This window comes from Herbaspirillum sp. DW155, from assembly GCF_037076565.1.
Lineage (GTDB): Bacteria > Pseudomonadota > Gammaproteobacteria > Burkholderiales > Burkholderiaceae_D > Herbaspirillum.
This window is the reverse complement of record NZ_AP029028.1, coordinates 4,912,527-4,936,931: the sequence shown is the minus strand read 5'-3', so window position 1 is coordinate 4,936,931 and position 24,405 is coordinate 4,912,527. Positions and strand designations below refer to the sequence as shown.

The window sequence follows — 24,405 nt, the reverse complement described above, 5'->3', positions numbered from 1 at the left end:
TCACGGTCTGCGACGCAGAGCGCCACGCAAGACTAGCCCTGCTCAGGCGTATTCCGAGGCTTCTGCAACAGCGCCTTCAAATTGGCCAGCCGCGCCTGCGGCGTGATCTTCTCGCTTTCTTGCGGCACTGCCTCGCCTTCATCCAGGCGCATCTCTTTGACGAAGCGCGAGATCTGGCATTCGATCACTTCCTTGGCGCGCTTGCGGCGCTTGCACCAGGACAGGTGCAGCGAACGTTGTGCGCGCGTGATGCCGACATACATCAGGCGACGTTCTTCTTCCACGCGCGCAGCGGCCTCCTCGGGCGGCGTATCCGGGTCGCCCTTGTGCGGCAGGATGCCTTCTTCCACACCCACCAGAAACACATGCGGAAACTCCAGTCCCTTGGACGCATGCAGCGTGGACATGCGCACCGCGTCCTGCTCTTCGTCGCGCCCTTCGAGCATGCTCATCAGTGCCACCATCTGCGTGATCTCCAGCAGGTTCTTTTCCTCGCCTTCACCATCGCGGCCACCGCAGGCGCGTTCCTTCAACCAGTTGATGAAGTCCACCACGTTCTGCCAGCGCGCCTGCGCGGCGCGTTCCTCGAAGCTGTCGTAGAGGTAGAACTCGTAGTTGATCGCCTCCATCATGTCGTCCAGTACCTTGCCCGCCTCTGCGCCGCTGCCCGACGGACCCGGCCGCGTGGCGCGCGACTCCAGTGCATTGATGAAATCGCAGAACTTGCGCAGCGGCAGCAGCTGGCGGTCGGTCAGCTTGTCTTCCAGGCCGCCCTTGTAGACCGCCTCGAACAACGAACACTGCCACTGCCCGGCCAGCGTGCCCAGCACTTCCAGCGTGGCTTGTCCCACCCCACGGCGCGGCGTGGTGACGGCGCGGATGAAGGCCGGGTCATCGTCCTGATTGGCGATCAGACGCAGGTAGGCAATGATGTCCTTGATTTCGGCACGGTCGAAGTAACTCTGGCCGCCCGACATCACGTAGGGAATGCGTTCGCGCCGCAGTGATTTTTCCAGGATGCGGGCCTGATGGTTGCCACGATAGAGAATCGCGTAATCGGCAAACTTGGCACGCCGCTCGAAGCGGTGCGCTGACAGCGTGATGGCGATCTGGTCGGCTTCGGCTTCTTCGTCATCCATCGCCATGACCGTGATCGGATCACCCAGTCCGTGTTCGGACCACAGGGTCTTGTCGAACAGCTTGGGATTGTTGGAGATCACCGCGTTGGCGGCCTGCAGGATGCGCGTGCTGGAACGGTAGTTCTGTTCCAGCTTGATCAGGTGCAGGTTGGGAAAATCCACGCCCAGCAGTTTCAGATTCTCGATGGTCGCGCCGCGCCAGGCATAGATGGCCTGGTCGTCATCACCCACGGCGGTAAACATCGGCTTCTTGCCCACGCCGGTCACCAGCAGCTTGACCAGTTCGTACTGGCAGGTGTTGGTGTCCTGGTATTCGTCGATGAGCAGATAGCGCAGCTTGCGCTGCCAGCGGTCGCGCACTTCCTCGTTGCTGCGGAACAGTTCCACCGGCAGGCGGATCAGGTCGTCGAAATCGACCGCCTGGTAAGCCTTGAGCGTGGCCACATAGCTGCGGTAGATGCGCGCGGCCTGGGCTTCGTCTTCGGTGCGGGCGTTCTTCTCGGCCAGGTCGGGATCGACCAGGCCGTTCTTCCACAGCGAGATCGCATTCTGGATGCCGCGGATGATGGCCTTGTCGGTGGTCACCGCCAGTTCTTGCACGAGGGAAAAACAATCGTCGCTGTCCATGATTGAAAAGCGATCCTTCAGCCCCAGATGCTGGGACTCCTGCCGCAGGATCTTCACGCCCAGCGAATGGAAGGTGGACACCGTGAGGTGCTTGGCCTGCCTGGGGTCCTTGAGCAGCTTGGCGATGCGCTCCTGCATTTCCAGCGCGGCTTTGTTGGTGAAGGTGAGCGCGGCGATGTTGCGCGATTCGTAGCCGCAGTTCTCGATCAGGTGGGCGATCTTCTGCGTGATCACGCGGGTCTTGCCCGACCCGGCCCCGGCCAGCACCAGGCAGGGCCCGGCCATGTAGTGGACGGCTTCGCTTTGCGGCTTGTTCAGGCCGAAGGAGGGTGCGGACATACGGAGGCGATCGGCGTGGGCAGGAGAAGAAACGAGGCGCCATTGTAGCAGCCCGTCCGCGCCGGCTGGCTGCGCCTGTGGGACAATGCCCGCATTGCCGGCGGCAACAACATCACGAGAGCAACCATGAAATTCAACCACCTCATCCAGATCAACGATCCGACCAATCCGCTGATCGATTCCCTGACCCGCGAGCAGCTCTGGCGCGGCCTGGTCCTGCGCGCCGAATCGCCGCGCCTGTTCATGCCGCACCTGGACGACTGCCGCCTCACCGAAAAAAGCCTGGACAGCGTGCGCCGCGAGTTGCGCTATGGCGAACTGGTCATCATCGACAAGGTAACTTACCTGCCGCAGATCCAGGTGCTCTACGAAGTGCCCGCGCAGGGCGATATCCCGGCCTCGCGCATGAGCATGACCATCGAGGAACCACAGGCCGATGTGCTGTTCGTGCGTTTTGAATACGACGATGGCAAGCCCGAGGGCGGTACCGGCGAAGAGGCGTTCTACGACGACTTCCGCCGCTCGGCCTACCAGGAAGCCGATATCGATACGGTGCGCATCATCCGCGATCTGACCCGGCGCGGTGAGCTGCATTGAGGAAACTGAATCAGGGCGGCGTTTGAGTCAGTTTTCCTGATGCAATAAAAGAAGGCGCGCTCCCGCAGGAGCGCGCCTTCTTGCTTGATGCGCCGCATTCAGGCTCAGGCGTCAGGCTCAGGCCAGCAGGCGTCCCAGTGCGCCATTGACCAGTGCGCCACCGATGACCAGCCAGGCAAACAGCACCGCACCCAGGATCATCGGCTTGATGCCCGCGCTGCGCAGCGCCGAGAGGTGGGTGGACAAGCCCAGGGCCGCCATGGCCATGGCCAGCATCAGCGTATCGGCCTGCAGCACCAGCTGGTTGAGTGCAGCGGGCAGCGGGAAGAAGGAGTTGAACACCACCACACCGATGAAGGCAAAGGCGAACCAGGGAATGGACAGCTTGCGGTGCTGATGCGGGTGTGCACTGACCGACGGTGCCGCCTTCATCGACAGCATCAGCAGGAAGGGCGCCAGCATCATCACGCGGACCATCTTGGTGATGACCGCCACATCGGCCGTGTGCTGGTCGATGGAGCGCGCAGCGGCCAGCACCTGCGCCACCTCATGGACGGTGGAGCCGATGTAGACGCCGAAGTCCGGCAGGCGCATGCCCCACATCGGTTCGGCCTGCAGCGTGTAGAGCAGCGGATAGAGGAAGATCGCCAGCGAACCGAAGATGACCACGGTCGATACCGCCACGGTGACCTGCTCGCTGCGTGCGCGCAGCACCGGCTCGGTGGCCATCACGGCAGCGGCGCCGCAGATGGAACTGCCGGCACCGATCAGCAGGGCGGCATCGCGATCCAGCTTCAACAACTTGGTGCCGACCAGCCAGGCCAGCCCGAAGGTGGACAGCAGCATGGCTGCATCGATCACCACACCGGCCACACCCACGTGCGCGATATCCTGGAACGTCAGGCGAAAGCCGTAGAGGATGATGCCCGCACGCAGCAGCGTCTGCTTGGAAAAGCGCACGCCCTCGCCGCAGTACGCACCCAGGCGCGGATAGACGGTGTTGCCGATCACGATGCCCAGCACGATGGCGACCGTGAGCGCCGAGAAGCCGTGATTCTGCAGCCAGCCGATATTGCCCAGGCTCATGGCGGCCCAGGCGACGGCGCCTGAAAGCGCCAGTCCGGCGGCGGCCGGGGGCAGGGGGGAGGTCTGGATGGCGGTACGCATGGGGCTCTCCACAAAGGGTGTGCTGTCGATGGAGTGCACTTTACGCCTCGGGTCTATAAAAGAAAAACGCGTTATTTTGCTAATATCTACCTGTTCAGTAGGTAGATGTGCAGTGACGTTTTCTGCGCACTCCCATGTCGGAAATGCATAAAGGAGAATCAATGAGGATCACGCTGCGACAATTGCAGATTTTCCTGGCCGTGGCCCAGTCGGGGTCCACCACGGCGGCGGCCGCTCTGGTGGCGCTGTCGCAGTCAGCGGCCAGTGCGGCGTTGAACGAACTGGAAAGCCTCTTGGGTGTGCAACTGTTTGATCGCGTCGGCAAGCGGCTGGTGTTGAACGACAGCGGCCGCCAGCTGCTGCCGCAGGCGCGCCACATGCTGGATGCGGCGCAGACCATCGAGCGCCAGTTCAGCGATCCGGCTGCTGGCAGCGACTTGCATCTGGGCGCTTCCACCACCATCGGCAGCTATCTGCTGCCGGCCATGATCGCCGCCTATCGGCGCAGCCATACAGGGGCGCGGGTGCGCGCGCTGGTGGCCAATACGGCCGATATCGTGGATGCGGTGGTCAATTTCGAAGTGGATGCCGGGCTCATCGAAGGGCCCTGCCATGCCGATGATGTACAGGTGGAGCCGTGGATGACCGATGAACTGATCGTGGTGGCCGCACCCAGACACCCCATCGTCCGCGCGCGCCGCAAGATCACCTTGAAGATGCTGCGCGAAGCCGACTGGCTGCTGCGCGAAGCCGGGTCCGGCACGCGCGAGGCGGTCGAGCATGCGCTCATTCCCTACCTGCATTATTTGCCGTCGTCCTTCGAGTTCGGCAATTCGGAAGCCATCAAGCGCGCTACCGCCGAAGGGCTGGGTATCAGCTGCCTGTCACGCTCGGTGGTGGAAGATCTGATCGAATCGAAAAAGCTGGTCGAACTGGACACGCCGTTGCCGACCTTGCGCCGACATTTCTACATGGTGGTCAGCCGCCACCGCGCGCCTTCGCCCAGCCTCACGGCCTTGCTGTCGTTCTGCCGGGACTGGGCGCAGCGGCAGGCGCCGCACTGAAGGACGGGGCTTGCCCGAGGCGGGGTCAGATCGGCTCGAACACGCCCGCGCTGCGGTTCTTGGCGACCTTGTTCCAGGCGAAGATGCGGCCGTTCATCGCCACATACACACCCGGCGGCAGCACCTGGGCCACGCCGCAGGCAAAGCCGAAGTTGAAGAAGGCGTCGGAATTGGCGATCTCGTAGGGAATCATGGCGCCGGTCAGCACCACGGTCTTGTCGGTCAGCGCCGGGCCCAGAACCTGGGCGGTCTGCTGCATGGTGTCGGTGCCGTGGATGATGACGATGGCCTGCTGCGCCGAGGCCTGGCAGGCTTGCAGCACGCGCTGGCGGTCGGCGTCCTGCATCTCCAGAGAATCGAGCAGGCGCAGGGTTTCCAGGGACACTTCGGCGGTGATGCGGGCGCGGGCGATGACGTCCGGCAAGTGGCTCTCGGCAAAGCCAAGCTGGCCCGCGATTTCGTCGTAGTGCTTGTCGAAGGTGCCGCCGGTGGCGATGATGCGCAGGCTCATGGGTTTCCTATCTTCCAACTGGTCAAAATGTTCATGTCGCGGGATAAGCAAGATACGGTCCCGCAGGCCGCGTGTCCAGCGGCCGCTTCGGCCGTGCAGTTGCGGGCAGGGCCGTTGGAAGGCGCTATCTTACACGCAGGAAGCTTCATTTACGCGCTCTGGCGGGCGGCCCGGAGCGATTTCCCAAGGACATTTATAATGGGCCGGATATGAAACCTCTGGCACCCGGCACCGTCATCTTCCACCGCCATCGCGGCTATGGCGTGATCGTGCTCGTCAACCTGATGACGGGCTGGATTTCTGCGCGCTTCGGCAACGAGGTGCGCACGCTGGACCTGAACCTGTCCTCGGATGAAGTACAGCACGCCGATGGCACGCCCATCCTGTTTCGCCGCGCCCCGCCGGACCGCATGCCGCATGCGCGCCTGATGGCCATGGTGCGCGAGCTGCATCGCGCCGGTTACCAGCGGCTGTACCTGTATAGCTGGCCCAAGCCGTCCGGGCTGCACTGGCGCTGGCATCTCTTCAGCGGTCCGCGCAACTGGATCGAGCGGCCCTGGCGCGAGGGCTGGTATGGTTCGGGCGCGGAGTACAACTTCAATCCGGTGATGGGCTGGGGCGATGGTCCGTCGTCCTCGCCCGAGGAACTGGCACGCCTGCTGGCGCAGTTCGATCCTCAGGGACTGGCCCGGGCGCTGGGGGAAGACGAGGAGCACGCCAACTGGTTTGAACTGGTGTGCGCCACGCTGCTGCCGGATTACGCCTTCAGCCTGGGCTGGCACGACAATGGCGGCGGCATGCCGCAACACCTGCCGGTGATGCCGATCCGGCGCAACGTGCCCGACTACGCCGGTCCGCCGCTACCCTGGCCGCCGGGCTGGCGCCACCTGTGGAAGCGCGGTGGCCCGATGCCGCAGCTGGCCTACGATCCACCGGTCAGAACCATTCACCGCATCACCCCAGAGCCTCAGGATTGAGCACGTTGCTGGGCGTACCGGCGGCGTAGTCGACGATGTTCTGAAAGGCTGCGCGGAAGTAAAGTTCATATCCGTCTTTTTCCACATAGCCCAGGTGCGGGGCGGCCACCACGTTGTCCATCTTCAGCAGGGGCGAGTCCACCGGCAGCGGTTCGCGCTCGTAGACGTCGAGCGCGGCCAGTCCGGGACGACCGGCCACCAGCGCCGCTTCCAGCGCATCGGCTTCGACCAGTTCGGCGCGGCTGGTGTTGACGAAGCAGGCAGTGGGCTTCATGCGCGCCAGGTCGCTGGCCTTGACGATGCCGCGGGTGGCGTCGTTGAGGCGCAGATGCAGGCTCAGCACATCGGCCTGGGTGAAGAAATCTTCCTTGCTGGCGGCGGCTTGCAGGCCATCCTTGATGGCTTGTTCGCGGCTGGCCTCGCGCCCCCACACCACCACCTGCATGCCGAAGGCGCGGCCATAGCCGGCTACCAGCCGGCCGATCTTGCCATAGCCCCAGATGCCCAGGGTGCGGCCCTTCAGGGCGGTGCCGATCAGGTTGAGATGCGGCGTGGGCGAGACCTGCTGCCATGCGCCCGCGCGCAGGGCGGTGCAGTATTGCGGCACGCGGCGCATGGCGGCCATGATGAGGGCCCAGGTCAGTTCGGCCGGCGCGGTCGGATCGCCCACGCCTTCGACGACGGCGATGCCGCGCTCGGTGGCGGCCGGTACGTCCACGTGTCCGCTGACCTTGCCGGTCTGGGAGATCAGTTTGAGCAGGGGCAGTTTTTCCAGCAGGGGTCTGGTGAGCGCGGTGCGTTCGCGGATCAGCACCACGGCGTCAAACGGCGCCAGGCGCGCAGCCAGCTGGCCGACGCCGCGCACGGTGTTGGTGAATATCTTGACGTCGTGGCCATCGAGCAGGCGGAAGCAATCGAGATGGCGCACGGCATCCTGGTAGTCGTCGAGGATGGCGATTTTCATGGAGGTCTCCTGGCACGCTTGAGGGGCGGTGCCGGCCACCTGGTGGGTGGCCGGCGCGGGCGTCCATCATAAAGCGATTGCCCGGATTCGGCACGGGGTGGCTGCGATGGCGGGCGAGTTCAGGAGATCAGTGGCCGATGTCGATCACCACCTTGCCGCAGACGCCCGAGGCGCTGGATCAGTTCGCCTGCCTGGGGTTCATGAATCCGCGCACACGCATGGTCAAGCCCTGGCGTTTCAGTCATGAGGGGGTGGAAAGCTCGCATATTCCCAAGGGCTTGCTGGCGATGGATCATGTGGAGTCCATCGTGGCTGCCGCGCAGGCCGGTGGCGGCATCATCCAGCAGATGTCGGTGACCCTGGATCCGGCCCTGCAGGAGGGCAGTCTCTTGCCGGTTCTGCCGGAATGGCAGGTGGCCGGTCCCGACATCGTGGCGCTCTATCAGCCCAATCGCCGCGAGACAGCCAAGGTGAAAGTTTTCGTCGCTTTTTTGCATGAGATATTCACGTCATGAATGATTGATCGACCGCAATGCCGCGAGAATCCAGCATTCATGCGCTTTTCAGGCGAATTGGTGTTATGCGTAACAGTAATGAAAAAACAGATTTTTTTTGATTTGTAATTACCTACTACATAAGTCGGGTATTTTTCGCTACAAATTTGCGTAAATTCCGTTTTATCGGGTTACAATCCTTGCCACTTTCCTGCACTCTCGACTGTCGAAGAGTGAACAAAACCCGCCGCCAGCAAGGAGGCGGGCCAGGTGGCCGGGCTCTTGCAGACGGTCGCCATCGACAAGACCGCCGTACTGCAGCTGGCGTGTGGACCCCGCCGGACCTTTGCAACGACGATCCTGCCGTGCCAACCGAATTCATCAACTTGTGGCATTGGAGGTAGCATATGAACCAACCCCTCATGGCAGGCATTCCCGCAGTCAATGCGCCCGCCTACGTCAAACATCAGAAACTGATCAACTGGGTCGCCGAAATCGCCGCGCTGACCAAGCCGGCTCGCATTTACTGGTGCGATGGTTCGCAGGAAGAATACGACCGCCTGTGCGCAGAAATGGTCGCCGCCGGCACCATGAAGAAGCTGAACCAGGAAAAGCGCCCGAACAGCTACCTGGCCTGCTCCGACCCGTCCGACGTGGCCCGCGTGGAAGACCGCACCTTCATCTGCTCGCAGAACAAGGAAGATGCCGGCCCGACCAACAACTGGACCGATCCGGCCGAGATGCGCCAGACCCTGAATGGTCTGTTCGACGGCTGCATGGCCGGCCGCACCCTGTACGTGGTGCCGTTCTCGATGGGTCCGCTGGGTTCGCCCATCGCCCACATCGGCGTGGAATTGTCCGACTCGCCCTATGTGGCGGTGAACATGCGCATCATGACCCGCATGGGCAAGGCTGTGTATGACGTGCTGGGCGCCGATGGCGAGTTCGTGCCCTGCGTGCACTCGGTGGGCGCACCGCTGGCGGCTGGCCAGAAGGATGTGGCCTGGCCGTGCAATGCCACCAAGTACATCGTCCACTATCCGGAAACCCGCGAGATCTGGTCCTACGGTTCGGGCTACGGCGGCAACGCGCTGCTGGGCAAGAAGTGCTTCGCCCTGCGCATCGCCTCCACCATGGGGCGCGCCCAGGGCTGGCTGGCGGAGCACATGCTGATCCTCGGCGTGGAATCGCCCGAAGGCAAGAAGCACTACGTGGCGGCGGCCTTCCCCTCGGCCTGCGGCAAGACCAACTTCGCCATGCTGATCCCGCCCAAGGCCTTCGGCGGCTGGAAGGTCACCACCATCGGCGACGACATCGCCTGGATCAAGCCGGGTGCAGATGGCCGCCTGTATGCCATCAACCCGGAAGCCGGCTATTTCGGCGTGGCCCCGGGTACCAACGAAAAGAGCAACTACAACTGCATGGCCTCGGTTTCGGCCAACACCATCTTCACCAACGTGGCGCTGACCGATGACGGCGACGTCTGGTGGGAAGGCATGACCAAGGAAGCCCCGGCGCACCTGATCGACTGGCAGGGCAAGGACTGGACCCCGGAAATCGGCAAGGAAACCGGCCGCAAGGCAGCTCACCCGAACGCCCGCTTCACCGTGGCTGCCACGCAGAACCCGGTGATCGACCCGGCCTGGGATGATCCGGCCGGCGTGCCGATCTCGGCCTTCATTTTCGGCGGCCGCCGTTCCACCACCGTGCCGCTGGTGACCGAAGCCCGCAACTGGGTGGAAGGCGTCTACATGGCCGCGACCATGGGCTCGGAAACCACTGCTGCGGCCGTCGGCCAGCAGGGCGTGGTGCGTCGCGATCCGTTCGCCATGCTGCCCTTTGCCGGCTACAACATGAGCGAATACTTCCAGCACTGGCTGGACATCGGCAAGAAGATCGCCGCCTCGCCGGCCGAGCTGCCGAAGATCTACTGCGTCAACTGGTTCCGTACCGATGCCGACGGCAAGTTCGTCTGGCCGGGCTTCGGCGACAACATGCGCGTGCTGAAGTGGATGCTGGATCGCATCGAAGACCCGCAAGGCGTCAAGACCGGCGGTGTCGAGCACCTCTTCGGCATCACCCCGCGTTTCGAGGATCTGCAATGGGAAGGCCTGGACTTCAGTGCCGAACAGTTCACCACCATCACCTCCATCGACAAGGCTGCCTGGGCCAAGGAACTGGAGCTGCATGCCGAACTGTTCGACAAGCTCAAGCACAAGCTGCCGCCCGAACTGCAAGGCGTGAAGGACAAGCTGGAGAAGAAGCTGGCAGCTTAAGCTGACCGGCACGGAGAAGACGGGATACGCCCGCCGCAGAGATGCGGTGGGCGTTTTCTTTTGGGTGGCGCGCGGGTTTTGCCCGAATCACCCCGGCATCAGCAAGCTCAGCGGCATGAGCGCTTCGCGCAGAGCATCGGGCAGCGCCACTGGCCGCCGACTGGCGCGATCCACGTACACATGCACGAAGTGGCCTTGCGCGGCAGCAGTGTCCGTGCCGCCCTTGAAGATGCCCAGCTCATAGCGCACGCTGCTGCGCCCCAGATGCGCTACCCGCACGCCCACCTCGATCTGGTCGGGGAAGGCCACCGAGGCGAAATAGTTGCACTGTGTCTCGATGACCAGCCCGATTACCTCTCCCCGTTCGATGTCCAGCACGCCGCGCTCGACCAGATAATGGTTCACTGCCGTATCGAACCAGCTGTAATAGACCACATTGTTGACGTGACCATAGACATCGTTGTCCATCCAGCGCGTCGGGATCGGGTGGAAATGCAGGAAATCGGCGCGGCGGCCGGGTTGGGGACGGTGCTCGCTCATTGGTTCATCAGGGTCAGGATTGGTCAGCTTGTGCGCTTGCACAAGAACGGCGTGCTTGCAGTAACATTGCTCCCACTTCCGGTAGCACCCGCTGCCGGAGGTGCCCCATCTTAAGCGATCACGACGGGAGATTGGCCAGTGCCGTGCTTGCATCTGCACCAGCCGGTGCCATGTATTTCGGGTGACCGCGCTGTTGTTGTGGTCGCCGGCGCTGCCGATAGCCTGATCCCCAAGTGCGATAGTTAAATCCAATCAAAAGTATTGATTAAATAAAATTGATCTATTTTGTTTGGCGTTCTACTATGCATCCCATCGCTTCACTCAACCCCCTTTAAAAGGAAATCGACATGTCCCTGATCAACACCACTATCAAGCCGTTCAAGGCAACCGCTTACCACGATGGCAAGTTCGTCGACATCACCGAAGCAACCCTGAAGGGCAAGTGGTCCGTGTTCGTGTTCTACCCGGCCGACTTCACTTTCGTGTGCCCGACCGAGCTGGAAGATCTGGCCGACAACTACGCTGAATTCAAGAAGCTGGGCGTTGAAATCTACGGCGTGTCCACCGACACCCACTTCGCCCACAAGGCATGGCACGACACTTCGGAAGCCATCAAGAAGGTGCAATACCCGCTGGTTGGCGACCCGACTGCCACCCTGGCACGCAACTTCGAAGTGCTGATCGAAGAAGAAGGCCTGGCCCTGCGCGGCACCTTCGTGATCAATCCGGAAGGCGAAATCAAGGTCATGGAAGTGCATGACAACGGCATCGGCCGTGACGCTTCGGAACTGCTGCGCAAGGTCAAGGCCGCCCAGTACGTCGCCTCGCACCCGGGCGAAGTCTGCCCCGCCAAGTGGGAAGAAGGCGCTGCCACCCTGAAGCCTTCGCTGGATCTGGTCGGCAAGATCTAAGCAACACCCCGCCGTATCGCGCCAGCCAAGCGCTGTTCTCCGGCTGGCGCTGCACTGAACATCCCGCAGTACCCGTCCTGACCGGCTCTCCCCCCGGGCAAGCGGCTGATCCCCACAAGGGCAAGGCCGTGGTCAGGGCGATCTTGAATCTCTCAACGAGGAAGTAATCATCATGCTTGATGCCAATCTCAAGACCCAATTGAAGGCCTATCTGGAAAAGGTCAGCCACCCGATCGAGATCGTCGCGTCGCTCGATGATGGCGCCAAATCCCGTGAGATGCAGGAACTCCTGCAAGACATCGTGCTGCTGTCCGACCGCATCAGCCTGGTCGAACATCGCGGCACCAGCAAGGACGCGCGTACCCCGTCCTTCAAACTGAACCGCCCCGGGACCAACATCAGCGTCGAATTCGCCGCGATCCCGATGGGCCACGAATTTACCTCCCTGGTGCTGGCCCTGCTGCAAGTGGGCGGCCACCCGGTCAAGCTCGACGACAAGGTGATCGAACAGATCAAGAACCTGGACGGCGACTACCGTTTCGAGACCTACGTCTCGCTGACCTGCCAGAACTGCCCGGAAGTCGTGCAGGCGCTTAACGTGATGTCCATCATCAACCCGCGCATCCAGTCGGTGACCATCGACGGCGCGCTGTTCCAGGGCGAAGTCGAGCAGCGCCAGATCATGGCCGTGCCTACCGTCTATATGAACGGTGAAGTCTTCGGCCAGGGCCGTACCGGCGTGGAAGAGATCCTCGCCAAGCTCGACACCGGTGCCGCTGCCCGCAAGGGTGAAGAATTGAGCGCCAAGGAGCCGTACGATGTCCTCATCGTCGGCGGTGGCCCGGCCGGTGCAGCGGCTGCCATCTATGCAGCGCGCAAGGGCATCCGCACCGGTGTGGTGGCCGAGCGTTTCGGCGGCCAGGTGCTCGATACCCTGGCCATCGAGAACTTCATCTCGGTGCAGGAAACCGAAGGCCCGCAATTCGCGACCGCGCTGGAACAGCACGTGAAGGCCTATGACGTCGACATCATGAACGTGCAGCGCGCCGAAGCCCTGGTGCCGGGCGACAAGCTGATCGAAGTGAAGCTGGCCAATGGCGGCGTGTTGAAGGGCAAGACCGTGATCCTCTCCACCGGTGCCCGCTGGCGCAACGTCAACGTGCCGGGCGAGCAGGAATACAAGAACAAGGGTGTGGCCTATTGCCCGCACTGCGATGGTCCGCTGTTCAAGGGCAAGCGCGTGTCGGTGATCGGTGGCGGCAACTCGGGCGTGGAAGCGGCCATCGACCTGGCCGGTATCGTCGCCCATGTGACCCTGATCGAGTTCGCGGCTGAACTCAAGGCCGATGCGGTGCTGGTGCGCAAGCTCAAGAGCCTGCCCAACGTGACCATCGTGACCTCGGCGCAGACTACCGAGATCACCGGCGACGGCCAGCGCGTCAACGGCATCAGCTACAAGGAACGGGATACCGGCGAGATCAGGCACGTGGCGCTGGAAGGCGTGTTCGTCCAGATCGGCCTGGTGCCCAATACCGAATGGCTCAAGGGTACCCTGGCGCTGTCCAAGCACGGCGAGATCGAGATCGATGCCAAGGGTCAGACCTCGATTCCGGGTGTCTTCGCAGCGGGCGACGTGACCACCGTGCCGTACAAGCAGATCGTCATCGCCGTGGGTGCGGGTGCTACGGCGGCGCTGTCGGCCTTCGATCACCTGATCCGTTCGTCGGCCGATGACGCGGCGCCGGCGGTGGCAAAGGAAGCGGTTGCTGCCTGAGCCAGCTCAGTAGATTGAAACGCCACCGCTGAGCCGGTGGCGTTTTTTTGCGCGCAGGAAGCACGCACAAGGGAATAAAAAAACGCCATCGGTTTCCCGATGGCGTTTTGCTGCAGGCAGCAGATACAGCCGCGTGGCGCTTACTTGAACATCAAGCGCAGCGAATCCCAGGCACGGCCGATGAAGCCTGCCGGACCCACCGATTCCAGTGCGATCACCGGCAGTTCGGCCACGGTCTTGTCATCGATGGTCACCTTCAGGGTGCCGACCTTGGCGTTTTCCGAGATCGGGGCGATCAGCGGATCATTGCGTTCCAGCTTGGTCTTCACCTTGTCAGCCGTTCCCTTGGGAATGGTGATGTAGACATCATTCTTGAAACCGACCTTGATCTTGCTCTGCGAACCCTTCCACACGTCCGGCGTATCCACGGCCTGGCCCTTGGCGTACAGCTTCACGGCGTCGAAGTTCTGGAAGCCCCAGTTCAGCAGCTTCTGGCTTTCCTGCGTACGCACCTGGTCGGAGACGGTACCGATCACCACCGAGATCAGGCGGCGCTCGCCATTGGGCACCGGACGGTGCGCCGAGGTGATCAGCGAATAGCCGGCGCTGGAGGTGTGGCCGGTCTTCATGCCGTCCACCGTCGGGTCCAGCCACAGCAGGCGGTTGCGGTTGGGCTGGGTGATGTTGTTGTAGGTGAACTTCTTCACCGAGTAATAGCGCTTGTAGTAGTCGGGGAAGTCGTTGATCAGGTTGCGGCACAGGATCGACAGGTCACGCGCAGTGGTATAGGTATCCGGGCTGGGCAGGCCGTGCGGGTTGCTGAAGTGGGTATTGGTCAGGCCCTGACGCTGCGCCTCACGATTCATCAGCTGCACGAACGCGTCTTCGGTACCGGAGACCGCTTCGGCCACGGCTACGGCCGCATCGTTGCCCGACACCGAGATCAGGCCATAGAGCAGGTTGTCGATGGAGACCGGCTTGTTGGGCTCGATGAACATCTTGGAGCTGCTCGGATCGACCTTCCAGGCGTTGACGGAAACGTTCACTTCCTGTTCCAGGCTCAGGCGCTTGTCGCGCAGGGCGGCGAAGGCCAGGTAGGCGGTCATCAGCTTGGTCAGCGAAGCCGGTTCCACACGCATGTCGGGCTCGCTGGAGGCGATCACCTGGTTGGCCGAGGCGTCCAGCAGCAGCCAGCTCTTGGCCGCCACGGTCGGCGGCGGCAGGGTTTGGGCGGAGGCGGTTAGGGCGGAAAGAGATAGGACGGTTGCGGCGAATGCCGCGAGAAGCTTTTTCATCGGTGCCTAAGAAAAATTGCCAGCACGGGGGAACATCGTAGCTGTTGGTTTGAAAAGAGGGTGAGGCAGGGCGGATCAGTCTGGTTCAATCGGTGAGAACAGCCCGCAAAGGCGCACGGAGCACCGATCGAGCTGGTCGCACTGAATTATAAAACGTCATGCGGTATCGTTCCCAATTGAATGAATCTTCATCCCCGAAAATCCCCTCACGATACCGGCACGGCGTTCTCTGCGTGCCTCGCACAGCGCCGCCATGGCTTCTGGATGGACGTCGGACTTGCTGGAAACGTTCATGCCTGAAGCTGCGCCGGGCGGCGATGCCAGCTTTCGACCACGACATTTTTGATATGTTGCAGCTTGCGGTGAAAAAAGTGATCCGAGCCCGGAATCACCACCACCGGCAGCTCCTGCGGCCGCGCCCAGTCGAGCACGGCCGACAGGGGAATGGTGTCGTCCTGCTCGCCGTGGATCAGGATGGTATTGGCCGGTGCCGGCGGCATGGGCCACTTGCCGGCGGCGGTACCCACCAGCACCAGGCGCTCGGCGGCCGAGGCGGGATCCTGCTGCAGCAGGCGCTGCTGCAATTGCGCCTGCACGAAGGTACCGAAGGAGAAGCCGCCCAATGCCAGCGGCAGGTCGGGATAGCGGGTGCGCATGTGCTGCAGCAGCAGGGCCATGTCGTCGGTCTCGCCGGCGCCGTGGTCATGCACGCCTTCGGACTTGCCCACGCCACGGAAATTCATGCGCACCGCCACGTAGCCCAGCGCCAGGAAGGTGCGGGCCAGGGTTTGCGCGACCTTGTTGTCCATGGTGCCGCCATAGAGCGGATGCGGATGCGCCACCAGCGCCAGTCCGACCGGCGCGGCGAAGAGTTCCGGATCGGGCAGGTCCAGCGCGCAGTCGAGCTGGCCGACGGCGCCGGCGATTTGGAAGTTTTGGGTGTGTACGTTCATGGCTTGCCGGGAAACGAATGAGGAGAAGCTTGCTGCAAGCGGCCTGCGGGGCCGCAGGGTGATCAGACGTTCATATCGTCATATTTTCAGGCGATCCACGACCTTGCCGCCGACGATGTGGCTGTCGATGATCTCGTCGATGTCTTCCTTGTCGACATAGGTGTACCAGGTGCCTTGCGGGTAGATCACCACCACCGGACCTTCTTCGCAGCGCTCCAGGCAGCCGGCCTTGTTGATGCGCACCTTGCCGGGGGCGGACAGGCCCAGTTGCTTGATGCGTTTCTTGGCGTGTTCCTGGGCGGCCTGCGCGCCCTTGTCGGCACAGCAGGTACGTTCGCCGGGCTGGCGCTGGTTCAGGCAGAAGAAGACGTGATGTTCGTAGAAGGGCTTATCTTGATCGCTCATGGAATGGCCTGTGGAGAGTGGCGATGATGCCGGCGCGGGCCGGCGAAACGTCAATGATACACCCCGGTCAGCTTTGCCTGCGGTGCACCGGGTGGAACAGGAACCAGAGCGCCAGGAAGGGCCACAGCACCGACAGGAACTGCGCGGCGCCGTCGAAGTTGAGGAATTTGCCCTGTACCCAGGTTTCCAGCGTGGAGAGGTAATAGGGGTTGGCCGGCACCGCATTGGTCACCACCAGGCTCACGATCAGCGCCAGCGCCGCCACCCGCCGCTGCGCCGTGGGCGGCGCCCACGCCAGTCCCGCGATCATCATCGTGCCCAGCATGATGCCGCCCACGGCGCTGGGCGAAATCCACACGAAGGCGTTCTGCGGTGCGAAGAAGAGCGCGCAGGCCAGCGACTTGGTGGCGATGCAGGCCAGCAGGTAAAGCGCCAGCAGGCGCCGCCGCGGGGCCTGTCGGCGCAACAGCAGCAGTGTCAGCAGGGCCGCACCGGTCAGCCCGCAGGCGGTGACGATGACGTCGGCCAGCCAGTATTGCTCGGCGCTGGGCTGCGCACTGTTGAGCCAGGCAGTGGCCAGATCGATGGGGGTATCAAGGAGATCGGAGAAGAAGGCCGACAATGGCGGCACCAGATGCCCCAGGCCGAACAGGTGGTTCTGCGGATAGATCAGCGCCAGCGGCCACAGTCCGGACACGACCAGCCCCCGGCTGGCCTCACTGGAGAACCAGCGCCGGCGCAGCAGCAAAAAGCGGCTCTCGTGCAGGAAGGTGCGGCTGCAGGCCGCGCCCAGCAGGGCGCCCAGCACTACGCCCAGGGAATTGGTCAGCAGGTCCAGGTTGGAGGGCACGCGCGAGGGCAGGTAGGTCTGGACCGCTTCCATGCAGGCAGACAGCAGCACCCCGGCCAGCGTGGCCGGCCACACCGCCCACCAGGGGCGCAGATGCGGATGCAGCGCCAGCACCAGCAGCAGGCCCAGCGGGACGTAGCCGGCCACGTTGGTCCAGACGTCGAAGACCGTCCAGTAATAAGGCAGCCGCGCGCCCAGGTAATCGAAGGGTCTGATGCCCATGTCGCGCCAGCCGGAGAAGGGATACCAGCTGGCGTAGACGATCAGCAGCGTATAGAGCAGCAGGCTCACGCGCGCAAACGAGGACGCCAGCGGCGCACTGGCCGGGGTGGCGGGAGGCTCGGGGCGGGAGTCGGAGGGGGCAGGCATGGGCCAGAGGTTAACCGATTTCAGGCCGGATGGCGCCGGCTGTCAGCCGCCTTTACCTTTGGCCGCAGCCCGCGCGGGCACAGTCTGCCGTTACAATGCGCAGCATGAGACTGACTTTCCCCCTGTCCGCCGAGCCTGAGCCGGCGCCGCTGGTGCGCCCGGAGCGCATCGGCATGCTCCTGGCTGGTTCCGACAGCCAGGGCCAGCAACGCATCGATGTCGAAGCAGTGGCCCAGACCGGCTCCACCAACGTCGACCTGATGCAGCGCCTGTCTACCCTGGAGCGTCCGCTGCTGCTGGTGGCCGACCGCCAGACCGCCGGCCGCGGCCGCGCCGGCCGTCCCTGGCACGCCGTTCCTGAAGATTCGCTGACTTTTTCGCTGGCCTGGCGCCTGCAGCGCCCCACCCATGCCTTGCTGGGTTTGCCGCTGGCCGTCGGCGTGGCATTGGCCGAGGCGCTGGAAGTCTTTGGCATCCGGCCGCAGCTGAAGTGGCCCAATGATGTCTTGCGGGATGGCGCCAAGCTGGCGGGCATCCTCATCGAGACCGCCGCCGATGGCGGCCGCGCCGAGGCCACCTGGGCCGTGATCGGGATCGGCCTGAATCTGGCCGCGCCGGCGGGCCTGGAAGATGAACTCCAGCGCGCCATCGGCGCCGCTCCCGAACTGCAGAAGGTGCCGCGCGAGACCGTGCTGGCCATCATTGCCAGCGCGCTGGCGGGCGTGCTGGAGGAATTCGAGGCGCGCGGCTTCGGGGCCTTCGTCAAGCGCTGGGAGGCCTTCCACGCCTATGCCGGCCAGTCCGTCAAGATCGTCGACAACGGCCGCGTGCTGCAGGAAGGCACGGCCGTCGGGGTGGACATGATGGGCCGCTTCCTCATGGATACCGAGGCCGGACAGGTCGAGATCCTGGCCGGCGATGTGTCGCTGCGCCTGCAAGACGCATGATGCTGCTGATCGACGCCGGCAATACCCGCATCAAGTGGGCGCTCGCGGCCGCTGCCGGTGAGGCCGCCGCGCTGCCCGTGCGGTGGTTGCAGCAAGGGGCGGTGGAACGCGCCGGGGTGCAGGCACTGGCGCAGGATTGGGCGGCACTGGCCAGCCAGCTGGCACCTGCGGCGGACCTGCAGGTCTGCGTGTCCAACGTCGCCGGAACGGCCCTGCGGGAGAGCCTGCAGGCCATCCTGCATACGGTGTTCGGGCCGCGCGCGGTGATCGAATGGTTTGCCTCCACCCCTGAGCGCGCCGGCCTGCGCAATGGCTATCGCCATCCCGGCCAGCTCGGCTGCGACCGCTTTGCGGCGGCCATCGGGGCGCGCGCGCTGTTTCCGGGACAGGAACTGCTGGTGGCGACCTGCGGCACGGCCACCACCATCGATCTGGTCACTGCCGGCGGTGTTTTCGAGGGCGGCATGATCCTGCCGGGCTTCGGCACCATGGCCACGTCGCTGGCCTTGAATACCGCCCAGCTGCCCCGCATCGATGGCGCTGCACCGCCCGAACGCCTGTTTGCCGACAATACGGTCGACGCCATCGTCGCCGGCTGCATCGCGGCCCAGGTCGGGGCCATCGAGCATGCCCTGGCCGAACGGCGCCGCCTGCATCCCGGCGCCGCGCTGCGCTGCTTGCTGGCCGGTGGGGCGGGCGTGTTGCTGGCGCCTTATCTGGCGCTGGGCGATACACCGCTGGAAAAAGTGGATAATCTGGTGCTCATTGGCCTGTATGCGGCCATGAACCATGGACGCTGAACGCCTGTCCATGCAGGCAGGCAAATCAAACACGGCAAGGAAGACTGGGCGCGGATGAAGCTGAAACTGCTTTTTTGGCTGTTGCTGGTGGGTAACGTAGTCCTGTTCGGACTGTCGCGCGGCTATTTCGGCGCCAACGCCACAGAACGCCGTGAACCCCAGCGCCTGGCCGAGCAATTGCGGCCCGAATTGCTGAGCCTGCTGCCGGCCAACAGCGAAAAACTGGCCTCGCAAGCACGGCCCCAGCCTACCACGGCCCAGGTCGCCAGCGCCGAGGCGGGTAATGCGGCGGTGGCCCCGCCTGCAGCCCCGGGATCACAGTCGGCAGCCGCAGCCACGCCGGCTGCGGTGGCTGCGGCCCCGCAGGCCGCCCCCGTCACGCCCTCCTGTACCGAAGTAGGCAACTTCACCGTGGCCGATGCGCGCCGCTTCTCGGACCAGCTGGCCTCCCTCAGGCTGGGCGACAAGGTGGTCCAGAAGCTGACCCAGGACGTGACCAGCCACATGGTCTACATCCCGCCCGAAGGGGGCCGCGAAGGGGCCGACCGCCGCGTGGCCGAGCTGCGCCGGCTGGGTATTGGCGATTTCTATGTGATTCCCGACAGTTTCCCCAATCCGGCACTGCGTTATGGCATCTCGCTGGGCATTTTCCGTACCGAGGACGCGGCCAAGGCCTATGTGGGCCAGCTGATCTCGCGCGGCGTGCGCAGCGCCCGCATCATTGCGCGCCGTTCCGGGGCCGGCAAGCAGGTCTTCCAGCTGCGTGACCTGAGCCCGGAGGCGCGCACCGCCCTGGAGAACATCAAGAGCGCCTTCCCGGATCAGGAAATCCGCGCCTGCAGCGCCTGAGCGCGGCGGCGTTGTCTGGATCGGACACGCCGCATGTTGCAGTGCGAAGCCGGGCGGCTTTCCATGTAAAATCGCGTCCCTAACGCATCACCCCATCACTTTTTCCTCATCGCATCGACAGGACATTGCCATGACCACCGACCTGACCCACGTAGCCCCCCAGATCAAAGCCGAAATCCTGGCCGAGGCGCTGCCGTACATCCGCAAATTCCACGGCAAGACCATCGTGGTCAAGTACGGCGGCAACGCGATGACCGAAGAAAGCCTGAAGCACGGCTTCGCCCGCGACGTGATCCTGTTGAAGCTGGTCGGCATGAATCCGGTGGTGGTCCACGGTGGTGGCCCGCAGATCGATGCGGCGCTCAAGAAGATCGGCAAGCAGGGTACCTTCGTTCAGGGCATGCGCATTACCGATGAAGAAACCATGGAAGTGGTGGAATGGGTGTTGGGCGGTGAAGTGCAGCAGGACATCGTGATGCTGATCAATCACTACGGCGGCCAGGCGGTGGGCCTGACCGGCAAGGATGGCGGCCTGATCCGCGCGCGCAAGATGCAGATGCCGGACAAGGAACATCCCGGCGCCTTCCTCGACATCGGCTACGTGGGCGAGATCGAGGCGATCAACCCGGCGGTGGTCAAGGCGCTGCAGGATGATGCCTTCATCCCCATCATCTCGCCCATCGGTTTCGGCGACGATGGCCAGGCCTACAACATCAATGCCGACGTGGTGGCCGGCAAGATCGCCGAGATCCTGCATGCCGAAAAGCTGATCATGATGACCAACATCGCCGGCGTGCAGGACAAGGCCGGTAACCTGCTGACCGACCTGTCGGCGCGCGAGATCGACGAGATGTTCGCCGACGGTACCATCTCCGGCGGCATGCTGCCCAAGATTTCCTCGGCCCTGGACGCGGCCAAGTCGGGCGTGAACACGGTGCACATCATCGACGGCCGCATCGAACACTCGCTGCTGCTGGAAGTGCTGACCGAACAGGCTTTCGGGACCATGATCCGTTCGCACTGATCGGACTGCCGGGCAGGGACGACGAAAAAGGGATGAGTTTGCGCTCATCCCTTTTTGTTTATCCACAGCGTTTTCAATAGAGTTGTCTGACCTGCAATCCCCTCTTGCCCAGCAAGACCGGCACGCTGTCGGGGCCGACCAGATGCAGAATCCCGATGGCCGCCACCGCCTGGTCCTGCTCCCTGAGCAGTTCGGCGATGCCGGCGGCCAGACCCGGATTGCGTTTGCGCAGTAGCGTGTCCACCGCGAAGCGGCTGGTGAAGCTGTGGTCGTGCTGCATCTCCTGCAAGGCGGTGGCAAAGCCGGCGCTGTCGGCGCCGCGCCAGGCGTCGACCAGGCGGTCCAGCTTGCGGGTGAGGTCGGCATCGTCCAGCTCCTGCAGGGTGTCGGACAGGAATTGCGCCTGCTGTGCCGGGGTCAACTGGCTGAACAGGCTCATCTGGCGCTGGGCACCTTCCAGTTCGACAATCCGGCCGCCGTGGGCGCGCACGGTCTGGGCCAGGTGGTTATCCACGGCCAGGTCGGTACGATAGCCGTGGCGCACATACTCCTGCACGCTCAGGACCATCGCCAGCATCCAGGGACGCATCTGCTGCACCTTCGCGGCAGGCATGCCGAAACGCCGCAAGGCGGCCTCGGTGCGCTGGCGCAGCGCCGGGTCGAACTGGTCCAGCAGATGCTGCCCGGCGGGATAGACCGCGTAGCGCTGCACGGCGTTTTGCATGGCCACTGCGTTCTCCGGGTCCAGTTCCAGCGCCAGTACGGGGGTATCGGCCAGGGCCTGTTGCAGCGTCGGTTCCAGCGGATAAAAATCCGGGGCGCCGACATGGATGGTGCCAAACAGCAGCAGTGTGTGCTGCCCGTCGGAGATCTGGTAAAGCGCGCCGTGGGGTGGCGCCGACGAGGGGAGTTGGGTGGTGCTGGCCGCACGGGCCGGCGCCAGCAGGTTCAGGCAGGACAGCCAGGTCAAACTCACTATAATCAAGCGTTGCATCAATCGGGTCACTGCTGGCCTTTCTTTCCTTGCTTGCTGAAGGTGCGCCCCGGTCCTGGCGGCGCGCCGGTCTTTTTTATGGCGTCCAATACTACACCGCTCTGGCTGTTCGATCTCGACAATACCCTGCACAACGCTTCGCACGCGATCTTCCCCGCCATCAATAGCAACATGAACCGCATCATCAAGCGCGTGCTGGACAATGATGGCCGGCCCAGCGATGAGGCGGCGGTCAATTACCTGCGGCGGCATTACTGGAAGCTCTATGGTGCGACCCTGCTGGGTCTGGTGCGCCATCACGGCCTGGCGGTGGACGAATTCCTGCATGAGGCGCATCTCTTCGATGACCTGCCCGGCATGGTGCGGGCCGAGCGCGGCATCGGGCGCTGGCTCGCGCAACTGCCGGGGCAGAAGATCCTGCTGACCAATGCCCCGCGCCGCTATTCGCGCGAGCTGGTACGGCACCTGGGCCTGCACCGGCATTTCTCGCATCACATCTCCATCGAATCCATGCACGTGCATCGCCAGCTGCGTCCCAAGCCCTCGCGCATCATGTTGCGCAGGCTGCTGGCGCGGCACAAGGTGGCGCCGCATCGCTGCATCCTGGTGGAAGATACGGTGGATAACCTCAAGAGCGCCCGTGAACTCGGAGTGCGCACGGCCTGGGTGACCCAGTACCTGCGCGGTAGCCAGGCGCTGCTCGGGCATATCGGCGGGCAGCGCGTGCTGAGCCGCTTGCCGGGTTTTGTCGATGTGAAGGTTCGTTCAGTGCGGCAGTTACCGCGGCGGCTTGCAGCGCTGGGGGCTGCACGCTGAGGTGAAGGTAATTGTCAAAAATCAGTCAGCGCAATCAGCGCACCAGCCCTTGATGGTCAGTTCCACTTCGTGACTCTGGAAGCCCTTGCCCAGGGTCTTGCGCAGCGCCGACTGCAGTTGCGCGGCGGTGGAACGGTGGCGCTCGGCCTCGGGCAGCACGGTGGCCAGGAAATCGGTGCCATCGCTGGCATCCAGACAGAACACCCGATGACAGCGGGTGCACTTGAAGTGGCCGTGCTGATGCTGCTTGCCTTGTGAATGATCGTGCAGGCCGTGCTCGGCCTGATCGGTGCCGGCGCTGTAGCGGAAGATGCGGTCGTCGCTGGAAATCTTGTGCGCCAGGCCGGCTTCGGTCAGGCAATCCAGGGCACGGTAGAGGGTCACCCGATCCATGTCGGCGAAGCGGTCCTGGATATCCTGGTGGGAGGCGGCACTACGGGTTTCCAGTAGCGCGCCCAGGACGTTGACCCGGGCTTGCGTCACGCGCACGCCGGCTTCGCGCAGTTGCGCCTCGGCCAGCGCGGCCACTGACGCGGCTTGCGCGGCAGTGCTGGCGGGGGAGGGTTCGGCGGCTTTGGCTTTCATGGTCGGCATGGGCGATTTGGGTTGGGCCAGCCAGGCTGGCAAGGGAAAACGATCACACGGGCGTGCGCAAGCCTCCATTTTAGCCGATGCCGGCCCGGCGCTCGCGCATGGCGCTGCCGGCGCTATTTGCCGCTGTTCTTGCGGGCGCGCGGATGGGCCTGGTCATAGACCTGGGCCAGGCGCTGGAAGTCCAGCGCGGTATAGACCTGGGTGGCGCTGATGGAGGCGTGGCCCAGCATTTCCTGCACCGCACGCAGATCGCCTGAGCTTTGCAGCACGTGCGAGGCAAAGGAGTGGCGCAGCATGTGCGGATGCACGTCGGCCGGCATGCCCACGCCCTTGGCATGGGCATTCAGGCGCAGCTGGGTGACCCTGGGCGACATGCGCGCGCCACGTTCATTGAGAAACAGCGCATGCCCATCCGTGCCGCCATCGGCCTTGACCAGGCTGGCGCGCAAGGGCAGCCAATCGTTGATGGCCTGCAGGGCCGCCTTGCCCACCGGGACCTTGCGCTTCTTGCCGCCTTTGCCGGTGACGGTGACCTCGGCCTCGGCCAGGTCGATCCAGCCGGCTGATTCATAACTGCCTTCGCGCACATCGGCCACGTCGATGCCCACCAGTTCGGAGACCCGCAATCCACTGGAATAGAGCAACTCGAACATGGCCCGGTTGCAGGCCGCCAGGGTGGACGCCGGATCGCGCGCCGGATCGACCTGCGACACCAGTCGGATGGCGTCATCGGCTGGCAGGGCCTTGGGCAGGGGTTTGCTCTTCTTGGGTGGCTTGATGCCATCGACCGGGTTGGCCCGCATCGCCTGTTCCAGCGCCAGCCAGGCGAACAGGCCGCGCCAGGCCGACAGCTTGCGGGAGATGGAGCGGGCATTGAGCCCGCGCGCATGCAGGCGGGCGGCGCATTTGCGGATCTGCACCTGGGTCACCTGCTGCAGCAAGGGTTCGCCGGCATCCGGCGATGCACCGGGCACTGCCAGCAGGGCGCGCAGCTCTTGCAGGTCGCGCGCATAGCCGGAGAGCGTATGCGGCGACAGCTTGCGCTGGCTGCGCAGGAAGGAAAGATATTGGGCGATCAGGGAAGAGGCCGGGGCAGCTGCATCATCCATGCGGTCGCTCCTCAGCCGCT

At 63.9% G+C, this 24,405-nt stretch carries 24 protein-coding genes; 12 read left to right on the top strand and 12 right to left on the bottom strand.

Annotated elements, in window-relative coordinates; translation table 11 throughout:
* Positions 1–32: 32 nt before the first annotated feature.
* Positions 33–2,105: a UvrD-helicase domain-containing protein gene (locus AACH55_RS22505; RefSeq protein ID WP_338716883.1), complete on the bottom strand. Its 2,073-nt coding sequence runs from the start codon at positions 2,103–2,105 to the stop codon at positions 33–35.
* Between the two features lie 126 nt (positions 2,106–2,231).
* On the opposite strand from AACH55_RS22505, the gene AACH55_RS22500 reads away from it, so the two are divergent.
* Positions 2,232–2,702, top strand: coding sequence for an SRPBCC family protein (locus AACH55_RS22500; RefSeq protein WP_338716882.1), 471 nt, complete (start codon positions 2,232–2,234; stop codon positions 2,700–2,702).
* Between the two features lie 117 nt (positions 2,703–2,819).
* Here the strand turns inward: AACH55_RS22500 and AACH55_RS22495 are convergent, their stop codons facing one another.
* Complete coding sequence (locus AACH55_RS22495; RefSeq protein WP_338716881.1) at positions 2,820–3,869, bottom strand: YeiH family putative sulfate export transporter; 1,050 nt, start codon at positions 3,867–3,869, stop codon at positions 2,820–2,822.
* A gap of 161 nt (positions 3,870–4,030) precedes the next feature.
* Here AACH55_RS22495 and AACH55_RS22490 point away from each other — a divergent pair, with 161 nt between their 5' ends.
* Complete coding sequence (locus tag AACH55_RS22490) at positions 4,031–4,933, top strand: LysR family transcriptional regulator (RefSeq protein WP_338716880.1); 903 nt, start codon at positions 4,031–4,033, stop codon at positions 4,931–4,933.
* A gap of 25 nt (positions 4,934–4,958) precedes the next feature.
* On the opposite strand, the gene AACH55_RS22485 is transcribed toward AACH55_RS22490, so the two are convergent.
* On the bottom strand, positions 4,959–5,444 hold the full coding sequence (locus AACH55_RS22485) for an asparaginase domain-containing protein (RefSeq protein ID WP_338716879.1): 486 nt from the start codon (positions 5,442–5,444) through the stop codon (positions 4,959–4,961).
* 209 nt (positions 5,445–5,653) lie between these two features.
* Between AACH55_RS22485 and AACH55_RS22480 the strand changes: the two genes are divergently transcribed.
* Complete coding sequence (locus AACH55_RS22480; protein WP_338716878.1) at positions 5,654–6,421, top strand: L-asparaginase; 768 nt, start codon at positions 5,654–5,656, stop codon at positions 6,419–6,421.
* On the opposite strand, the gene AACH55_RS22475 is transcribed toward AACH55_RS22480, so the two are convergent.
* Entirely contained in the window at positions 6,399–7,385 is a 987-nt protein-coding gene (locus AACH55_RS22475; protein ID WP_338716876.1) for a D-2-hydroxyacid dehydrogenase family protein, read from the bottom strand. The genes AACH55_RS22480 and AACH55_RS22475 overlap by 23 nt on opposite strands.
* Before the next feature lie 137 nt (positions 7,386–7,522).
* On the opposite strand from AACH55_RS22475, the gene AACH55_RS22470 reads away from it, so the two are divergent.
* Both AACH55_RS22470 and AACH55_RS22465 read left to right on the top strand, forming a co-directional pair.
* Positions 7,523–7,900, top strand: coding sequence for a LysR substrate-binding domain-containing protein (locus tag AACH55_RS22470; RefSeq protein ID WP_338716875.1), 378 nt, complete (start codon positions 7,523–7,525; stop codon positions 7,898–7,900).
* A 386-nt stretch (positions 7,901–8,286) separates the two neighbouring features.
* Positions 8,287–10,155 carry a phosphoenolpyruvate carboxykinase (GTP) gene (locus AACH55_RS22465; protein ID WP_338716874.1) on the top strand — a complete coding sequence of 623 codons (1,869 nt, stop codon included), beginning with the start codon at positions 8,287–8,289 and terminating at the stop codon, positions 10,153–10,155.
* Between the two features lie 87 nt (positions 10,156–10,242).
* Here AACH55_RS22465 and AACH55_RS22460 read toward each other — a convergent pair whose 3' ends face one another.
* Positions 10,243–10,695 carry a thioesterase family protein gene (locus AACH55_RS22460; RefSeq protein WP_338716873.1) on the bottom strand — a complete coding sequence of 151 codons (453 nt, stop codon included), beginning with the start codon at positions 10,693–10,695 and terminating at the stop codon, positions 10,243–10,245.
* Positions 10,696–11,042: 347 nt separating this feature from the next.
* On the opposite strand from AACH55_RS22460, the gene ahpC reads away from it, so the two are divergent.
* Both ahpC and ahpF read left to right on the top strand, forming a co-directional pair.
* Entirely contained in the window at positions 11,043–11,606 is a 564-nt protein-coding gene (gene ahpC, locus AACH55_RS22455; RefSeq protein ID WP_008332872.1) for an alkyl hydroperoxide reductase subunit C, read from the top strand.
* Between the two features lie 172 nt (positions 11,607–11,778).
* Positions 11,779–13,380 (top strand): alkyl hydroperoxide reductase subunit F, encoded by a 1,602-nt coding sequence (gene ahpF, locus AACH55_RS22450; RefSeq protein ID WP_338716872.1) that lies wholly within the window; start codon positions 11,779–11,781, stop codon positions 13,378–13,380.
* 140 nt (positions 13,381–13,520) lie between these two features.
* On the opposite strand, the gene AACH55_RS22445 is transcribed toward ahpF, so the two are convergent.
* The 4 genes from AACH55_RS22445 to AACH55_RS22430 form a co-directional block, all read right to left on the bottom strand.
* Entirely contained in the window at positions 13,521–14,675 is a 1,155-nt protein-coding gene (locus tag AACH55_RS22445; RefSeq protein ID WP_338716871.1) for a D-alanyl-D-alanine carboxypeptidase family protein, read from the bottom strand.
* A gap of 290 nt (positions 14,676–14,965) precedes the next feature.
* Positions 14,966–15,628 (bottom strand): alpha/beta hydrolase, encoded by a 663-nt coding sequence (locus tag AACH55_RS22440; RefSeq protein WP_338716870.1) that lies wholly within the window; start codon positions 15,626–15,628, stop codon positions 14,966–14,968.
* Between the two features lie 78 nt (positions 15,629–15,706).
* The gene (locus AACH55_RS22435; RefSeq protein WP_338716869.1) at positions 15,707–16,033 is read right to left on the bottom strand and encodes a (2Fe-2S) ferredoxin domain-containing protein; all 327 of its coding nucleotides are present in this window, start codon (positions 16,031–16,033) and stop codon (positions 15,707–15,709) included.
* A gap of 67 nt (positions 16,034–16,100) precedes the next feature.
* Complete coding sequence (locus tag AACH55_RS22430) at positions 16,101–17,252, bottom strand: VanZ family protein (RefSeq protein ID WP_338716868.1); 1,152 nt, start codon at positions 17,250–17,252, stop codon at positions 16,101–16,103.
* 104 nt (positions 17,253–17,356) lie between these two features.
* Between AACH55_RS22430 and AACH55_RS22425 the strand changes: the two genes are divergently transcribed.
* From AACH55_RS22425 to argB, 4 genes are all read left to right on the top strand, one after another.
* Positions 17,357–18,199: a biotin--[acetyl-CoA-carboxylase] ligase gene (locus tag AACH55_RS22425; protein ID WP_338716867.1), complete on the top strand. Its 843-nt coding sequence runs from the start codon at positions 17,357–17,359 to the stop codon at positions 18,197–18,199.
* The gene (locus tag AACH55_RS22420; protein WP_338716866.1) at positions 18,196–18,999 is read left to right on the top strand and encodes a type III pantothenate kinase; all 804 of its coding nucleotides are present in this window, start codon (positions 18,196–18,198) and stop codon (positions 18,997–18,999) included. The genes AACH55_RS22425 and AACH55_RS22420 overlap by 4 nt, the downstream gene beginning before the upstream one ends.
* Positions 19,000–19,053: 54 nt before the next feature.
* Positions 19,054–19,848 carry a hypothetical protein gene (locus tag AACH55_RS22415; protein WP_338716865.1) on the top strand — a complete coding sequence of 265 codons (795 nt, stop codon included), beginning with the start codon at positions 19,054–19,056 and terminating at the stop codon, positions 19,846–19,848.
* A 130-nt stretch (positions 19,849–19,978) separates the two neighbouring features.
* A complete protein-coding gene (gene argB, locus AACH55_RS22410) occupies positions 19,979–20,872 on the top strand; it encodes an acetylglutamate kinase (protein ID WP_008332843.1) in 894 nt (297 codons plus the stop codon).
* 73 nt (positions 20,873–20,945) lie between these two features.
* On the opposite strand, the gene AACH55_RS22405 is transcribed toward argB, so the two are convergent.
* Positions 20,946–21,848 carry a TraB/GumN family protein gene (locus tag AACH55_RS22405; RefSeq protein ID WP_338716862.1) on the bottom strand — a complete coding sequence of 301 codons (903 nt, stop codon included), beginning with the start codon at positions 21,846–21,848 and terminating at the stop codon, positions 20,946–20,948.
* A 96-nt stretch (positions 21,849–21,944) separates the two neighbouring features.
* Here AACH55_RS22405 and AACH55_RS22400 point away from each other — a divergent pair, with 96 nt between their 5' ends.
* The gene (locus AACH55_RS22400) at positions 21,945–22,682 is read left to right on the top strand and encodes an HAD-IA family hydrolase (RefSeq protein ID WP_338716861.1); all 738 of its coding nucleotides are present in this window, start codon (positions 21,945–21,947) and stop codon (positions 22,680–22,682) included.
* A gap of 21 nt (positions 22,683–22,703) precedes the next feature.
* Here AACH55_RS22400 and AACH55_RS22395 read toward each other — a convergent pair whose 3' ends face one another.
* Positions 22,704–23,276: a transcriptional repressor gene (locus AACH55_RS22395; RefSeq protein ID WP_338716860.1), complete on the bottom strand. Its 573-nt coding sequence runs from the start codon at positions 23,274–23,276 to the stop codon at positions 22,704–22,706.
* 113 nt (positions 23,277–23,389) lie between these two features.
* The gene (locus AACH55_RS22390; protein WP_338716859.1) at positions 23,390–24,385 is read right to left on the bottom strand and encodes a tyrosine recombinase XerC; all 996 of its coding nucleotides are present in this window, start codon (positions 24,383–24,385) and stop codon (positions 23,390–23,392) included.
* Positions 24,386–24,405: the final 20 nt, after the last annotated feature.

Coding starts and splice junctions, on each gene's coding strand:
- AACH55_RS22425 (WP_338716867.1), top strand. CDS start 17,357: ATGAGACTGACTTTCCCCCTGTCCGCCGAGCCTGAGCCGGCGCCGCTG.
- ahpC (WP_008332872.1), top strand. CDS start 11,043: ATGTCCCTGATCAACACCACTATCAAGCCGTTCAAGGCAACCGCTTAC.
- AACH55_RS22460 (WP_338716873.1), bottom strand. CDS start 10,695: ATGAGCGAGCACCGTCCCCAACCCGGCCGCCGCGCCGATTTCCTGCAT.
- AACH55_RS22445 (WP_338716871.1), bottom strand. CDS start 14,675: ATGAAAAAGCTTCTCGCGGCATTCGCCGCAACCGTCCTATCTCTTTCC.
- AACH55_RS22435 (WP_338716869.1), bottom strand. CDS start 16,033: ATGAGCGATCAAGATAAGCCCTTCTACGAACATCACGTCTTCTTCTGC.
- AACH55_RS22395 (WP_338716860.1), bottom strand. CDS start 23,276: ATGCCGACCATGAAAGCCAAAGCCGCCGAACCCTCCCCCGCCAGCACT.
- AACH55_RS22500 (WP_338716882.1), top strand. CDS start 2,232: ATGAAATTCAACCACCTCATCCAGATCAACGATCCGACCAATCCGCTG.
- AACH55_RS22400 (WP_338716861.1), top strand. CDS start 21,945: ATGGCGTCCAATACTACACCGCTCTGGCTGTTCGATCTCGACAATACC.
- argB (WP_008332843.1), top strand. CDS start 19,979: ATGACCACCGACCTGACCCACGTAGCCCCCCAGATCAAAGCCGAAATC.
- AACH55_RS22440 (WP_338716870.1), bottom strand. CDS start 15,628: ATGAACGTACACACCCAAAACTTCCAAATCGCCGGCGCCGTCGGCCAG.
- AACH55_RS22390 (WP_338716859.1), bottom strand. CDS start 24,385: ATGGATGATGCAGCTGCCCCGGCCTCTTCCCTGATCGCCCAATATCTT.
- AACH55_RS22480 (WP_338716878.1), top strand. CDS start 5,654: ATGAAACCTCTGGCACCCGGCACCGTCATCTTCCACCGCCATCGCGGC.
- AACH55_RS22470 (WP_338716875.1), top strand. CDS start 7,523: ATGTCGATCACCACCTTGCCGCAGACGCCCGAGGCGCTGGATCAGTTC.
- AACH55_RS22415 (WP_338716865.1), top strand. CDS start 19,054: ATGAAGCTGAAACTGCTTTTTTGGCTGTTGCTGGTGGGTAACGTAGTC.
- AACH55_RS22475 (WP_338716876.1), bottom strand. CDS start 7,385: ATGAAAATCGCCATCCTCGACGACTACCAGGATGCCGTGCGCCATCTC.
- AACH55_RS22465 (WP_338716874.1), top strand. CDS start 8,287: ATGAACCAACCCCTCATGGCAGGCATTCCCGCAGTCAATGCGCCCGCC.
- ahpF (WP_338716872.1), top strand. CDS start 11,779: ATGCTTGATGCCAATCTCAAGACCCAATTGAAGGCCTATCTGGAAAAG.
- AACH55_RS22505 (WP_338716883.1), bottom strand. CDS start 2,105: ATGTCCGCACCCTCCTTCGGCCTGAACAAGCCGCAAAGCGAAGCCGTC.
- AACH55_RS22420 (WP_338716866.1), top strand. CDS start 18,196: ATGATGCTGCTGATCGACGCCGGCAATACCCGCATCAAGTGGGCGCTC.
- AACH55_RS22490 (WP_338716880.1), top strand. CDS start 4,031: ATGAGGATCACGCTGCGACAATTGCAGATTTTCCTGGCCGTGGCCCAG.
- AACH55_RS22485 (WP_338716879.1), bottom strand. CDS start 5,444: ATGAGCCTGCGCATCATCGCCACCGGCGGCACCTTCGACAAGCACTAC.
- AACH55_RS22495 (WP_338716881.1), bottom strand. CDS start 3,869: ATGCGTACCGCCATCCAGACCTCCCCCCTGCCCCCGGCCGCCGCCGGA.
- AACH55_RS22430 (WP_338716868.1), bottom strand. CDS start 17,252: ATGCCTGCCCCCTCCGACTCCCGCCCCGAGCCTCCCGCCACCCCGGCC.